General features: G+C 71.8%; 13 protein-coding genes. 6 read left to right on the top strand and 7 right to left on the bottom strand.

Annotated elements, in window-relative coordinates; translation table 11 throughout:
• Entirely contained in the window at nucleotides 1–2,358 is a 2,358-nt protein-coding gene (locus tag BLV96_RS33610; protein ID WP_091389976.1) for a hypothetical protein, read from the bottom strand.
• 272 nt (nucleotides 2,359–2,630) lie between these two features.
• On the opposite strand from BLV96_RS33610, the gene BLV96_RS33605 reads away from it, so the two are divergent.
• Together BLV96_RS33605 and BLV96_RS33600 are read left to right on the top strand one after the other, a co-directional pair.
• Nucleotides 2,631–3,134: a DUF3145 domain-containing protein gene (locus BLV96_RS33605; protein ID WP_086678313.1), complete on the top strand. Its 504-nt coding sequence runs from the start codon at nucleotides 2,631–2,633 to the stop codon at nucleotides 3,132–3,134.
• A 314-nt stretch (nucleotides 3,135–3,448) separates the two neighbouring features.
• The gene (locus BLV96_RS33600) at nucleotides 3,449–4,042 is read left to right on the top strand and encodes a hypothetical protein (RefSeq protein ID WP_091389867.1); all 594 of its coding nucleotides are present in this window, start codon (nucleotides 3,449–3,451) and stop codon (nucleotides 4,040–4,042) included.
• 61 nt (nucleotides 4,043–4,103) lie between these two features.
• On the opposite strand, the gene BLV96_RS33595 is transcribed toward BLV96_RS33600, so the two are convergent.
• The 6 genes from BLV96_RS33595 to BLV96_RS33570 all read right to left on the bottom strand — a co-directional run bounded on the left by BLV96_RS33595 (nucleotide 4,104) and on the right by BLV96_RS33570 (nucleotide 9,531).
• On the bottom strand, nucleotides 4,104–5,354 hold the full coding sequence (locus BLV96_RS33595; RefSeq protein WP_091389863.1) for a beta-ketoacyl-[acyl-carrier-protein] synthase family protein: 1,251 nt from the start codon (nucleotides 5,352–5,354) through the stop codon (nucleotides 4,104–4,106).
• 29 nt (nucleotides 5,355–5,383) lie between these two features.
• Nucleotides 5,384–5,629, bottom strand: coding sequence for an acyl carrier protein (locus BLV96_RS33590; protein ID WP_004559006.1), 246 nt, complete (start codon nucleotides 5,627–5,629; stop codon nucleotides 5,384–5,386).
• Nucleotides 5,630–5,704: 75 nt separating this feature from the next.
• Nucleotides 5,705–6,688, bottom strand: coding sequence for a beta-ketoacyl-ACP synthase III (locus tag BLV96_RS33585; protein WP_086674638.1), 984 nt, complete (start codon nucleotides 6,686–6,688; stop codon nucleotides 5,705–5,707).
• Nucleotides 6,685–7,608, bottom strand: coding sequence for an ACP S-malonyltransferase (locus BLV96_RS33580; protein WP_086674637.1), 924 nt, complete (start codon nucleotides 7,606–7,608; stop codon nucleotides 6,685–6,687). Before BLV96_RS33580 ends, BLV96_RS33585 begins: the two co-directional genes overlap by 4 nt.
• A 185-nt stretch (nucleotides 7,609–7,793) precedes the next feature.
• Entirely contained in the window at nucleotides 7,794–8,231 is a 438-nt protein-coding gene (locus tag BLV96_RS33575; protein WP_086674636.1) for a VOC family protein, read from the bottom strand.
• A gap of 85 nt (nucleotides 8,232–8,316) precedes the next feature.
• Nucleotides 8,317–9,531: a PucR family transcriptional regulator gene (locus tag BLV96_RS33570; RefSeq protein WP_086674635.1), complete on the bottom strand. Its 1,215-nt coding sequence runs from the start codon at nucleotides 9,529–9,531 to the stop codon at nucleotides 8,317–8,319.
• Nucleotides 9,532–9,659: 128 nt separating this feature from the next.
• Between BLV96_RS33570 and BLV96_RS33565 the strand changes: the two genes are divergently transcribed.
• The 4 genes from BLV96_RS33565 to BLV96_RS33550 all read left to right on the top strand — a co-directional run bounded on the left by BLV96_RS33565 (nucleotide 9,660) and on the right by BLV96_RS33550 (nucleotide 13,971).
• On the top strand, nucleotides 9,660–10,568 hold the full coding sequence (locus BLV96_RS33565) for an ABC transporter ATP-binding protein (protein WP_086674634.1): 909 nt from the start codon (nucleotides 9,660–9,662) through the stop codon (nucleotides 10,566–10,568).
• Entirely contained in the window at nucleotides 10,565–11,785 is a 1,221-nt protein-coding gene (locus tag BLV96_RS33560; RefSeq protein WP_244180671.1) for an ABC transporter permease, read from the top strand. The genes BLV96_RS33565 and BLV96_RS33560 overlap by 4 nt, the downstream gene beginning before the upstream one ends.
• 257 nt (nucleotides 11,786–12,042) lie before the next feature.
• On the top strand, nucleotides 12,043–12,816 hold the full coding sequence (locus BLV96_RS33555; RefSeq protein WP_086674633.1) for a mechanosensitive ion channel family protein: 774 nt from the start codon (nucleotides 12,043–12,045) through the stop codon (nucleotides 12,814–12,816).
• Nucleotides 12,817–13,257: 441 nt separating this feature from the next.
• Entirely contained in the window at nucleotides 13,258–13,971 is a 714-nt protein-coding gene (locus tag BLV96_RS33550; protein ID WP_086672534.1) for an MOSC domain-containing protein, read from the top strand.
• Nucleotides 13,972–14,012: the final 41 nt, after the last annotated feature.

The following is a 14,012-nucleotide window of genomic DNA, read 5'->3' as shown; positions in this document are numbered from 1 at the left end:
TCACTGGGCGGGCAGGTCGAGGGCGGCCTGCACCGCCCGGGTGAGGCCGGGATCGTCCGGAGTGGACGGTCCCGGCGCCCAGACGGCCTGCACGATCCGCACGGACGTGCCGTCGGCCTTGGAGGCGTAGGCGGCGTTTTCGAAACGGGGCGCGGGGGTGGCGCCCCACTTGCCGGTCTCCGCGGCGAGGTCGAGCACGCCGCCGCCGCCGGGGGTGTCGGCAACGGCCTTGAAGGCGGCGGCCTGGGCGGCATCGGGGAACTCGACGATCCCGATGGTGACGGCGGCCGCCCGCCCATCGACATCGGCGGCGTAGGACGCGCGCCGGACGCCGGAGCAGCTGGTCTGCTGCAGGCTGGCTTGGGCATCCCCGAAGGCGTGGGAGGCACACCGCTGGTCGTGGTCGGCGGCGCGCAGGGAGAACTGCAGGCTTTGCGCAACGGGGGTTGTGGTCTGCGGCGGGGGTTGGGTGGCCGCGGTGGGTGGGCCGGCCGTCGGAGCGGATGCGGTGTCGTCGCCGGAGGTGGCGGCGGCGACGGCGGCGACGACCAGAGCCACGAGGAGGCCGATCGCGGCCAGGGGGATCCAGCGGACGGTTTTCGGGGTGGGGGCGGTTTCGCGCGGGGTGGGGCGGGGGGTCGGGAAGGGGCGGGGGGAGTCCGCCGGGGGTTGTGGCCGGGCGGCTGGGTTTTCGGTGTCGGTGGGGAGATCACCCGGTCGGGTTGGTTGCGGTGGGACGGTGGCGCCGGGGAACAGCGGGAGAGCTGGGGCCGGGAGCTTTTCGGTGCGCTCGGGGTCGGGCAGGGGCGTTTCGGTGCGCTCGGGGTCGCCTGACGGCGAGAAGTCTTCGGTGTGCGTGGGGTCTGCCGGGGTCGGGCGTGTTTCGGCTCGCCCGTGGCTTGCCGGGGACGGGAGCTTTTCGGTGCGGTCGGAGTCCGCTGAAGGTGGGAAGTTTTCGGCGCGCTTGGGCTCTGCCGGGCGCGTTTCGGCCTGCTCAGGGTCTGCCGGGAGCGGGAGCTTCTCAGTACGCTCGAAGGCTGCCGGAGGCGGCGGCGTTTCGGTGCGCTCGGAGGCGCCTGAAGGCGAGAAGTCTTCGGTGCGTTCGGGGTCTGCCGGGGCCGGCCGCGTTTCGGCTTGCTCGGGCTCTGCCGGGGCCGGGCGCGTTTCGGCCTGCTCGGAGTCCGCTTGCGGCGGCAGCACCTCGGTGCGCTCGGTTTCCGCGGACAAAAGGGAGGCCACCGCGCCGGAACTCGGCGAAGCGGAGCCGAGATCGGCTGCCGGCGAGTCGGCGGCTGAGTCCTCGGCCGGCGATGGCGCCGGCTCGGCTTCTGCGGGAACCGGAGTCTTGGTGTGCCAACCGGACCGGTCCGCAACCGGCGAACCCGCGGCAGGCGAATCGCCGGCGGGTGAAGTCGGCTCGGTCGGACCCGCGGTGTGCGAAGCCGGGTCGAGGAGTGCCGCGGCAGGCGGCTCTTCGACCTGCGAACTCGGCTTGGCCGCACCCGCAGCGAGTGAGGTTGGCGCCGCGGCAGCTGGCGAAGTCGGCTCGACAGTGTCCGCTTTGGCCGGAGCCGGGAGGGAAGCCGGCCCGGCCGGATCGGGCCCGACCTGGCCTCCGTTCGCCGCAGTCGAGTCGGCAAGCGTGGCTGAACTCGAGCCGGCAGCCGCGGCCACGCCTGTGGAACCGACCGGCCCCACCTGGCTCGGGACCAACGGGCCACTGTCCCAAAGGGACTCCGGTGGGGAATCGTCCGTGAAGCGGCTGAATCCCTCGCCCAGCAGCACCTCGTCCGAAAACTCCGGTGCCTCCGGCGCCAGCCCCCGGATCAGCGCCCGCACCTGGTCCACCGACCTCGGCCGGTGGGCCGTGGCCAACGAGACCGTGGCCGCCAGCATCGTCGTCGGCGTCGGGTGCAGCACCCTCACCGGTCCCGCCAGGTCCGTGGCCGGCTGGTCGACCGTCTCCACGTACGGTCCTACCGCGACGATCGTCCCCACCGGGCCCGTCCCCGGGACCAGTGCAGCGATCCGCTGCTCGCACGCCTGGGACACGTCCAGTGCCTCGGTCGCCGGGTTGATCGCGTCGTCGTCGGCGACCAGGGGCCAGCCGTCCGCCTTCCACTCGGCGCCCAGCGGGGCCTCCAGCCTCAGGGCCGGGTCCGGGAGGTCCACGCCGATCACGATGATCACCCCGTGGGGGAGCAGGACCACCGCCTCGATCGGGCGCTCGGTCACCGTGCCGACGCCCACCAGCGCGATCCCGCCGATCACGGTGCTGCCGCGGCCCAGGGACGCCAGCGCCGCCCGGACGTCGTCGGCGACCCGGGACTGCTGCCGCTGCAGGCGCACCAGTCGCACCGAAACCCCTCCCTGCTCGTCGTTCCGGGTCATCACGCTAGCGCGCCCGGCCGAATCCCCGGCGCGACACGGGGACGACGTGGCCGGGTGCCCTCCGAAAGTGGTGCCCCGGGTGACTTGTGGTGTTCATGTGGCCAAACAGCACGGTTGGGGTGCAGAATGTGCTACAACGCATCGGAGGCGGCATTCGGGAGCCGCGCTGAAGCCGTTCCGCAGCTCGAGTCAGGGCGTAGGGGAAGACGTCCCTCGTCGAGCAACAAGCGGAGGTAGCAGTGAGCACCCGTGGCAGCACCCGAGGTGTGGTGTACGTCCACTCGTCGCCGTCTGCGGTGTGTCCGCACGTCGAGTGGGCTCTTTCGGGCACCCTGGGTGCCCGCGTTGACCTGAAGTGGACGGCGCAGCCGGCCAGTCCGGGTCAGCTTCGCGCCGAATGTGGTTGGCGCGCGCCCGCGGGCACCGGCGCCAAACTGGCGTCCGCCCTCAAGGCGTGGCCGATGATTCGGTTCGAGGTCACCGAAGAGCCCAGCGCGGGCGTCGACGGCGAACGGTTCTGCTTCGCGCCCGGCCTCGGCCTGTGGCACGGGCGGACGAGCGCCAACGGCGACATCGTGGTGGGCGAAGACCAGCTGCGCGCGCTCGTCGCCATGACCCGCGGGGGTGAGTCCCTCGCGCACAAGCTCGACGAACTCCTCGCCGCGAGCTGGGACGAGGCGCTCGAGCCCTACCGCCACGCCGGCGACGGCGCCCCGGTGACCTGGCTGCACCAGGTCGGCTGACGGCGGAAGGTTTCGCACGGGCGGTCCCGCGCGACTCCGGGTGAGCCGGGGCGCGCCGGGGCCGCCCGCGTGCGTTTCGGAGGGAAGCCGGCGCGCGGGCCGCCCGCAGGCGTTCCCGGGGAACCAGGCGCATGGAGACCGGCGCTGCCGGGGCGCGTCGCGGATCCCGGCCGCACCAAGCTCGGCCGCGCACTGCGGATTCCGGGTGCGCCTTGCGTTCAGGCCGCATCGAGGCCGGCTGCCTGCAAAGCAATCCCGGGACCGCCCGCACCAGGCCCGCCCGGCCACAAGCCGGGGCCGGTACGCTCGTCGGCGTGACCAGCCCCGCCCCCAGCTCCCGCCAGCGCTGGCTGGTGCCCGTCGTGGTCGTGGTGCTCTCCGTGACCGTCGGTGCCGGACTGCTCGCCCGCGAGCTCTACCGCCGGCCCGACCAGCCCGCCGACGAATCCACGGCTGCCACTTCCACGCCGCCGCCGGCCAGCAGTGGCGCGCAGTCCCCCGCGGGCTTTGTCCAGATGAGTGACGACGCCAAGAACCACCCGCAGGCCGGCGCCGTGCGCGAGCTGCTCAAAACGTACTTCGACGCCATCAACACCAAGCAGTGGTCGCTGTGGCTCGAGGCCGTCAGCAGCAAACGCGCCGCATCGCAGTCGTCCAGCGCGTGGAAAGCCGGCGTCAAGTCCACAAGGGACTACGACGCCCTGGTCTACCGGATCGAGCGCGGTGCCGGCGGGTCGCTGCGGGTCCTGGTCGGCTTCACCAGCGAGCAGGAGATAGCCGACGCTCCGGAGTACTTCCCGGAGAAGTGCATCAAGTGGCGGCTCGTCCTGCCGGTGGTCAGCGAGAGGACCGGCCTGAAGATCGACACCATCGATCCCGGACCGGGGCCCGAGCACGAAAAATGCTGACTGTGCCGTTTGCGAAAAAAGGGGCCCGGCCGGAGCCGGGCCCCTTTTCCGTAGCGAGAACTCAGGCCGCCGGGGTGAACAGCAGCGCGGTGTTGTGCCCGCCGAAGCCGAACGAGTTGCTGATCGCCGCGGTCAGCTCCACCTTGCGCGCTTCACCCGACACGACGTCCAGCTGGACCCGCGGGTCCAGGTCGGTCAGGTTCATCGTCGCCGGCACGATGCCGTGGTAGAGCGACAGGATCGTGATGATCCCCTCGACCGCGCCGGCGCCGCCGACGAGGTGGCCGAGCGCGCCCTTCGGCGCCGTCACGACCGGGTGTTCCCCGACCGCGTTGCGGATCGCCGCCGCCTCGCCGATGTCACCGACCACAGTGGACGTCGCGTGGGCGTTCACGTGCCCGACGTCCGCCGGGGTCACGCCGGCCATCTTCATGGCCGCGCGCATCGCCGCGATCTGGCCGATGCCCTCCGGGTGGTTGCCCGTGATGTGGTAGGCGTCGGAGGTGATGCCGTGCCCGGCGATCGTCGCGTAGACGCGCGCCCCGCGGGCCTTCGCCTGGTCGGCGCGTTCCAGGATGACCACGCCGGCGCCCTCACCGAGGACGAAGCCGTCGCGGCTCGCGTCGAACGGCCGTGACGCGCTCGCCGGGTCGTCGTTGCGCGTCGACACCGTGCGGGCCTGGGCGAACCCGGCCAGCGTGATCGGGTGGATGCACGCTTCGGCACCCCCGGCGACCACGACGTCGGCGCGGCCGGAGCGGATCATCTCCACTCCGCTCGCGATGCCCTCGGCGCCCGAAGCGCAGGCCGAGGCCGGGGAGTGCACCCCGGCCCGCGCCTTCAGGTCGATGCCCACGTGCGCGGCCGGGCCGTTCGGCATCAGCATCGGCACGGTCAGCGGCGACACCTTGCGGAGACCCTGCTGGTGCAACAGGTCGTTCTGGGTGAGCAGGGTGACCGGGCCGCCGACGCCGGTGCCGATCGACACGCCGAGGCGGTCGGGGTCGACGTCGGTGTGCTCGTCCGTCGGTTCGGCGTACCCGGCGTCGGCCCACGCCTGCCGGGCGGCGATCAGCGCGACCTGCTCGCAGCGGTCCAGCCGGCGGGCCTGCACCCGCGGGAGGACCTCCGACGGATCGACGGCCAGCTGACCGCCGATCTTGACCGGCAGCTGCAGCTCCTCGACCCAGTCGGCCTCGATCGCCCGGATCCCGCTCCGCCCGGCCAGCAGACCGTCCCAGGTGGACGTCACGTCCCCACCGAGCGGTGTGGTGGCGCCGAGACCGGTGATCACGACGTCGATGTTGCTCATGGGAGTCTCCTCAAGGAGGGGAAGAGGACTTACTTGGAGTTGGCCGACACGTAGTTCACGGCGTCGCCCACGGTCTTGAGGTTGGCGAGCTCGTCGTCCGGGATCTTGACGCCGAACTTGTCCTCGGCCTGCACGGCGATCTCGACCATCGACAGCGAGTCGATGTCCAGGTCGTCCACGAACGACTTCTCGGCGGTGACGTCGTCCTGAGCCACACCGGCCACCTCTTCGACGATCTCGGCGAGGCCGGCGAGGATCTCAGCGTTGTCAGCCATGGGGTAGTTCCCTTCTCGGTGTTTCTTTGGGTCTGGGTGCCCGAGGGCGAATGCCCGCGGGGAGCGTAACGGTGATCAGGGGCAGACGAACGCCTGCCCGGCGTAGGACAGGCCCGCGCCGAACCCGACCGCCAGCACCACGTCGCCGGGCTTCGCCGTCCCGGCCTTGCGCATGTGGTCCAGCGCGAGGGGGATGGACGCCGACGAGGTGTTGCCGGAGTACTTGATGTCGTCGGCGACGACCATGTCCTCGCGGGCGCCGTTGGCCCGCAGCTTCTTCGCGATCGCCTCGACGATGCGCAGGTTCGCCTGGTGCGGGATCAGGACGTCCACATCGGACGGCTTGAGCCCAGCCACCTCCAGCGCGCGCATGGCGATCGGCGCGATCTGGGTCGTCGCCCACCGGAAGACCGACTGGCCCTCCTGGTAGATGAACTTGTCCTCGGTCATGCCGATCAGGTCGACGAGGTCGCCGGCGCTGCCCCAGGAGACCGGGCCGATCTGCGGCTCGTCGGACGCGCCGACGACCGCGGCACCCGCGCCGTCGGCGAAGATGATCGCGTTCGCGCGGTCGGTCGGGTTCACCGAATCGGTGAGTTTTTCGGCGCCGATCACGAGGACCTTCTTCGCCGAGCCGGCCCGGACCAGGTCGGAGGCGACGCCGAGGCCGTAGCAGAACCCGGCGCAGGCGGCGTTGAGGTCGAACGCACCGGGGCCGGGGATGCCGAGCCGCGCCGCGACCTGGGCGGCGGCGTTCGGGATCAGCGTCGGCATGGTGCAGTTCGGCAGGATCAGGGTGTCCACTTCGGACGGCTCGACCCCGGCGTCGGCCAGCGCGGCGGTGCCGGCGGCGACGGCCATGTCGGTGAGCAGCTCGTCCTTCTCGGCGAACCGGCGCTCGTGGATCCCGACGCGCGTGCGGATCCACTCGTCGTTGGTTTCCATGATCTGCGAGAGGTCGTCGTTGGTGACGATCTTCGCGGGCTGGTAGCTGCCGACGCCCAGCACGCGGCTGCCGCGGGAGCCGGGGTTGAGGCTCAGGGCGGGTCGATCGGTCACGAGGCGTCCTCCTGGCGCAGCGCGGCCAGCTCGGCCGGCGTCTTCAGCGCGGTGGTAGTGGTCACGACGCCCTTGAGCTGCCGCTTGACCAGGCCGGTCAGCGTGCCAGCGGGCGCGAGTTCGACGGTGCGGGTGACGCCGAGCGAGACCAGGCCGTCCATCGTCAGGTCCCAGCGGACCGACCGGGTGACCTGCGCGACCAGGCGGTCCAGGTACTCGGCGCCGCTGGTGACGACCGCGCCGTCGGCGTTCGACAGCAGCGGGCGGGTCGGGTCGGCCGGGGTGAGCTCGGCGGCGTGGGCGCGCAACGCCTCTTCGGCGGGCGCCATGTACTGCGTGTGGAACGCGCCGGCGACCTTGAGGGCGCGGATCTTCGTGCCTTCGAGGGGCTCGGCGACGATCTTCGCGATCGCGTCGGCGGCACCGGAGGCGACGATCTGCCCCGCTCCGTTGCGGTTCGCCGCGGTCAGACCCTGTCCTTCGAGCCACGCGACGACCTGCTCGGGGTCGCCGAGCATGACCGCGGCCATCGACGTCGGCTCCAGCGCGCACGCCTTCGCCATCTCCGCGCCGCGGACGGCGGCCAGCGCGACGGCGTCTTCGGGCTTCAGCACCCCGGCGATCGCGGCGGCGGCGAGCTCCCCGACGGAGTGCCCGGCGACCGGCGCGTCCGCGGGGACCGGCGCGGTGGCCTGGAGGTGTTCGAAGGTGAGCAGCGACAGCGCGACGATCAGCGGCTGCGCGACGGCGGTGTCCTGGATCTCCTCGGCGTCCGCCTCGGTGCCGAGGCGGAGCAGGTCGAGGCCCGCGCGCTCGGACCACCGGGCGACGCGCTCGCGCGCGCCGTCGAGGTCGAGCCAGGGCGTGAACATACCGGGGGCCTGGGACCCCTGACCGGGAGCGAGGACTGCTGCTGTCACCCTTCAAGACAACACGGGAGAGGGGGTTTCCCGGGATGCCGACGGTGACAGTGTCTGCCCGGCGTCTTTGTCGGAAACCTCCAAAGACGCGCCGGAGAAGCTCGCGCGTAACCCGGATGCCTTGTCGGGTTCAATCACCTTTCGCTGTTAAGTCCATCACGTGACGCCCGTCTCGGGAAGGGTGTTCAGCCCAGCTTCTCGGCGAGCGCGACGACGAGGCCCTCGGGGCCGCGGACGTAGGCGAGCCGGTGGCTGTCCCCGTACTCGACGAGTTCGCCCAGGAGCTCCGCGCCGAGCGGGCGCAGCCGGGCGACGACGTCGTCCAGGCCGTCGACGGCGAACATGATGCGGCGCATCCCGAAGGCGTTGACCGGCTCGGCCGGCCCGGCGGCGGGGCCGGCCGGGCTGTGGAACTTCATCAGCTCGAGCCGGCCGTGGCCGTCCGGGGTGCGCACCACGGCGAGGTCGCACCGGACGCCGTCGAGCGCGACGAGGCTGTCCACCTCCGGGCCGCCGACCTCGGCCTCGCCCTCGAGCTCAAGACCGAGCCCGGTGAAGAAGGCGACGACGGCCGCCAGGTCGTCGACCACGATGCCGACGTTGTCCATCCGCTGGATCGCCATGGGTTCACTCCCCGTTCCGCGCGGCCCTCGTGGCCGCATTCGCGCCGGGGACGGAGCCGGGGCCGCGTTCTCGACACGCGGCGGGTCACCAGAGGCCGCGGGACCGCGCCAGCCGGCCGACGGTGAGGGCGATCCGCAGCACCAGCGCGTCCCGGGGGTCGGTCGGCTGGCAGCCCGTCAGGTCCGCCGCCTTCCGCAGCCGGTACCGGACGGTGTTCGGGTGGACGAACAGCGTCTTCGCGCACGTCTCCAGCACGCCGCCGCTCTCCAGGTACGCCTCGACCGTGCGCTGCAGGGTCGGGCCCGCCTCCTCCAGCGGCCGCGCGATCGTGTCCACCAGCAGGCGCTCCGCCTCCGCGTCGCCGGACAGCGCGCGCTCCGGCAGCAGGTCCGCCGAGCGGACCGGCCGGGGCGCGCCCGGCCAGCCGACGACCGCGCGCAGCCCCGACAACGCCTCGGTCGAGCTGTGGTGCGCCTCGGCCAGCGTCGGCACCGTCGGGCCGGCCACCACGGGACCCTCGGCGAACGCCACCGACATCCGGGCGAGGATCTCGCGTTCCTTGACCCCGCCGTCGGTCGGGCCGCCGACCACGACCACCAGCCGGGAGCCCTGGACCGACAGCAGCACCGGGCGCCCGACGCGGGCCGCGCGGCTGCGGACCTCGAACACCACGGTCGGCGGGTCCTCCGACGGCGGGTTGCCGACCAGCACCGTCGCGTTGGCCGACGGGTCCCAGCCCAGCGCTGTCGCGCGCGACAGCACGGACTCCTCGGCGTCGCCACGGACGATCCCGTCGACGACCAGGGCCTCCAGACGGGCGTCCCACGCGCCGCGCGCCTCGGCCGCCGCCGCGTACGAGTTCGCCGCCGCGAACGCGATTTCCCGGCCGTAGCGCAGGATTCCCTCGATCAGCGCCGCGCGTTCGGCTTCGTTCGCGGCGAACTCGGGCAGCTGCTCCTCGAAGACCTCGATGGCCAGGCGCACCATGCCGACGGCCTGGCGCAGGCTGACCCAGCGGGACAGCTCGGCCGGCGCGTCGCGGAACGCCTCGGTCGTCAGCTTCAGGGCCTCTTTGGAGTCCCGCAGCCAGTCGACGAAGCCCGCGGCGCCCGCCTGGGTGATCAGCAGCACGCTCGCGCGCTGGTCGGCGGGCAGCCGGGCGAACCACGTGAGGCGCCGCTCCATCACCGCGATGCTCGCGCTCGCCAGGCTGCCGGACGCGTGTTCCAGCCGCCGAAGCGTCTTCGCGGAGAGCCCGTGGTGCTTCGGCACCCGGCGCGGGGAGGTGGTTCCATCCATGGCGGACGCGATCCTACGTGTTCCGCAACTTTCGCAGCCGTTCGTGGCAACGTCTGCCGGTAGGCGGGGCGTGTACGCACTGCCTAGGATCGCGGGCGGGGGAATTCAGGATGAACGGGGGAACCGGAATGACCGGTTTAGAGATCGACAAGGTCTCCAAACGCTACGGCGACGTGGTCGCTTTGCGGGAAATGACGTTCGACGTCCGGCCCGGCGAGCTTTTCGGGTTCGTCGGGAGCAACGGCGCCGGGAAGACCACGACCATGCGCATCGCGCTCGGCGTGCTTTCCGCCGACGGCGGCGAAGTCCGCTACGAAGGCGAGCCGGTGACGCACGAAACGCGCCGCCACATCGGGTACATGCCCGAAGAACGCGGGCTTTACCCGCGGATGAAGGTCGCCGAGCAGCTGACGTACCTCGCGCGGCTGCACGGCATGCCCGCCGCCGACGCGCGGAAGTCGGTGGAGAAGTGGACGGAACGGCTCGGCGTCGCCGGCCGCCGCGACGACGAGGTGCAGAAGCTCTCGCTCGGCAACCAGCAGCGCGTCCAGCTGGCCGCGGCGCTGGTGCATGAGCCGCGGATCCTGGTGCTCGACGAGCCGTTCTCCGGCCTCGACCCGGTCGCGGTCGACGTGATGAGCCAGGTGCTCAAGGAGAAGGCCGCCGAGGGCGTGCCGGTCGTGTTCTCGAGCCACCAGCTCGATCTGGTCGAGCGGCTGTGCGACCGGGTCGGGATCGTCCGGAGTGGACAGATGGTGGCGAAGGGGACGGTCGACGAGCTGCGGGCCGGGGGAGCCGTGCGGCTGCGCGTCGAAGCGCCCGAGGCCGGCGAAGGCTGGGCCGACGGCTTGGCCGGGGTGAAGGTGCTGGGCCGGACGGGCCCGGTGACCGAGCTCGAGCTGGGCGAGGGCGCCGACGACCAGGCTGTGCTCAAGGCCGCGCTGGCCACCGGGCCGGTGCGTGAATTCGCGCGCGAACAACCTTCGCTGACCGAACTGTTCCGGTCCGTCGTGACGACCGAGGAGGTCCCGGCATGAGCACCCCGGTCACGGACGTCCGGATGAGCCCGGCGGCGGCGGTGGGGCTGGTCGCCTCCCGCGAGATCAGCACGCGGGTGCAGTCGAAGGCCTTCCGCGTCGCCACCGTCGTCATGCTGCTGCTGATCGTCGTCGGCATCGTGCTGATCAAGCTGATCTCCGGCGGCGGCGGTGCCGACGCGAAGGTCGGCTTCACCGCGGCCACGGCCGGGTTCTCGGCACCGCTGAAGGCGTCCGGGCAGGCCGTCGACGAAAACATCGAAACCACGCAGGTCGCCGACGAAGCCGCCGGGCGCGCTCAGCTGGCCGACGGCTCGCTCGACGCGCTGCTCACCGGCGACGGCAAGAGCGTGCACGTCCAGGTGAAGAAGGACCTCGACGGCAAGCTCGCGAACGTCCTGCAGCTGGTGGCCCGCCAGGCGGCGCTCGACCAGCAGATCACCGCGCTGGGCGGGAACCCGGCGCAGTTCGAAAGCGCCGTCGCGAGCGCGAAGTTCGTCGAGGACCCGCCGCTGGAGGAGCCCTACGACTACAACGGCCAGCAGCTGGTGCTGGGGATCGTCGCCGGCATCCTGATCTACCTGTCGCTGATGATCAACGGCCAGAGCGTCGCGCAGGGCGTCGTCGAGGAGAAGACGTCCCGGGTGGTCGAGCTGCTGCTCTCGACGATCAAGCCGTGGCAGCTGATGGCCGGGAAGGTGCTCGGCATCGGCGTGGTCGGGCTGATCCAGATGCTCGTGATCGGGATCGGCGGCGTCGTCACCGGCCTGGCGACCGGCACGCTCACGATCTCCGTCTCGGCGGCCGTGGGCACGATCGTCTGGCTGGTCGTGTGGTACCTGCTCGGGTTCTTCATGTACTCGATCGTGTTCGCCGCGCTCGGGGCGCTGGTTTCCCGCCAGGAGGACGTCGGCGGCGCGACGATGCCCGCGTTGATGTTCGTGATCGCCGGGTACGTGATCGGCATTTCCGTGCTGCCGTCGGATCCGGGCAACACGTTCGTCGAAGTGCTTTCGGTGATCCCGGTGTTTTCGCCGACGCTGATGCCGATGCGCCTGGCGATGGGCGGGGTGCCGGTGTGGGAAGCGGTGGTGTCGGTGGGGCTGGTGGTGCTGATGATTCCGGGATTGATCTGGCTGGCCGCGCGGATCTACCGGAATGCGGTCATGCGCACCGGCGCGAAGGTGAAACTGCGCGACGCGCTGCGCGCCGCCTGACGTTCGTTCAACCGGCCCTCGGACGCTTCGGCTGTCCGGGGGCCGGTCTCATTTCCCGGACAATGCTCGAGGCCGCCCGGCGCTCGCGGTTTTCGCTGCGCCGGACGGCCTCGTCTCCCCGGTCCCCACCGGTGAAACCAGTATGGCCACGGGTGATCTTCGCGCGCCAGTCGTCTCACTCGATCGTGGGGCGCACGAGTTGCCGCCCCTGGGTACTTGATCGACGATCCGGTTCAAAATCCGTGGAGGGAGTCGGTATGGGCGAGCAACTGAAGGACGGGCTCGGGCAGGCGTGGAACATGGTGGCCACGTTCGTCCCGAAACTCGTGGGGTTTTTGATCATCCTGCTGATCGGCTGGTTGATCGCGAAAGCCGTCTCGAAAGGGCTGGCCCTCGTGCTCGGGAAAGCCGGTTTCGGGAAACTCGTCGAGCGGACGGGGCTGAGCGGGAAGATCGGGCAGCAGAAGATCGACGCGACGGGGATCCTCGTCAAATTGGTCTACTACTTCATCCTGCTGATCGCGCTGCAGCTGGCGTTCGGGGTGTTCGGGCCGACCAACCCGGTGAGCCAGCTGCTGAACGACATCATCGCGTTCCTGCCGCGGATCGTGGTCGCGCTGGTGCTCGTCGTGATCGCCGCAGCCATCGCGAAGGTCGTGCGTGACGTCGTCGCGTCGGCGTTGTCCGGCCGGGGCGCGGCGCGGCCGCTGTCGATGGCCGCCTACTGGCTGATCATGGCGTTCGGCATCATCGCGGCGCTCGGCCAGGTGAACATCGCGACGGCGATCACCGGCCCGGTGCTGATCGCGGTCCTCGCGACGATCGGCGGCGTGATCGTGGTCGGCTTCGGCGGCGGCCTGATCAAGCCGGCCCAGGACCGCTGGCGCGGCTGGATGGCGAACATGGAGCACCAGCTGGAGACGCCGAAGCAGCGCACGGGCGAGATGGGCACCGCCGAGCGGCCCCGGACACCGGTGGGGGCGGACAACACCCCGACCCCGCCGGCGGGCACCCCGCGCCCCCAGATCTGAGCCGGGACGCGAGCGCGGAAGGGCCCGGCGGACGAGGAAGCCGCCGGGCCCTTCCGCGCCCCCGCCGGGCTCGCCGTGCCTTTGCCTTGCTGGGCCTGCGGCCGTTGCTCGCTCCGGGCCGGTCGCCGCCGGGCTCGCCGTGCCCTTGCCCCGCTGGGATCGCAGCCGTTGCCCACCCCGGCCGACCCTCGCCGGGCCCGCCGCGCCCTTGCCTCGCAGCAGCTGCACACTCCGGGCAGGCCGCCGCCGGGCTCGCCGCGCCCTTGCCCCGCCGGGCTCGCAGCTGCTGCCCGCTCCGGGCGGGCCGCCGCCGGGCCTGCCCCTTGCCCCATCTCTGCCCCCAACCCCCGCCGGCCGAAAGGTCTTGAATGACTCATTCAGGACCTCTGAAGACCCGAATGACTCATTCAAGACGTTCCGGCCGGCCGTTACGCTGGGCCGATGGGGGTCGTGGCGGCGCTGTGGCGCTATCCGGTGAAGTCGATGGCGGGCGAGCGGCTGACCGAGGTGGCCGTTGGCGAGCGCGGTCTCGACGGTGACCGCCTCTACGCGATCCACGACGCCGATGGCAAGTTCGGCAGCGGCAAGAACTCCCGCCGGTTCCGCCGGATGCCGGGCCTGCACGCGTTCGCCGCGCGCTACGACGGCGACGTCCCGGTGGTGACCCTGCCGGACGGCCGCGAGGTCCGTGGTGGCACCGCGAGCGGGGAAATCGCCGCCGCGCTGGGTCTCCCGGGGGTCGAGATGGCGAAGGAAGCCGACGTCCCGCACCACGACGAAGCGCCGCTGCACCTGGTCACGACGTCGTCGCTCGCCTGGCTGGCCGAGCGCGCGCCCGGCGTCGCGCTCGACGAGCGGCGGTTCCGCGCCAACGTCCTGCTCGACACCGGTCCGGCCCCGGAGCTGGTCGAAGACGCCTGGGTGGGGCAGCGGATCCGGCTCGGCGAGGTCGAGCTGGAGGTCCTCCGCAAGGCCGTGCGTTGCGTGATGGTCGGGTTGCCGGCCGATGGGCTGCCGGCTGCGCCCGGGCTGCTGAAGACGATCTCCGACGCCAACGACCTGACCTTCGGCGTCCAGACCCGCGTGGTCCGCGGCGGGACGCTGCGCCTCGGCGACGTCCACGAAGTGGGATGTTCCCCGGCTCACAGTCCCTAGGGAATTCACCCCGTCCGGAGCATGTTTGACGCGGTAGGACG

Source organism: Amycolatopsis pretoriensis (assembly GCF_900107925.1).
Lineage (GTDB): Bacteria > Actinomycetota > Actinomycetes > Mycobacteriales > Pseudonocardiaceae > Amycolatopsis > Amycolatopsis pretoriensis.
Note: the sequence above shows the minus strand (reverse complement) of the source record. Positions and strands in the feature narration are given on the sequence as shown.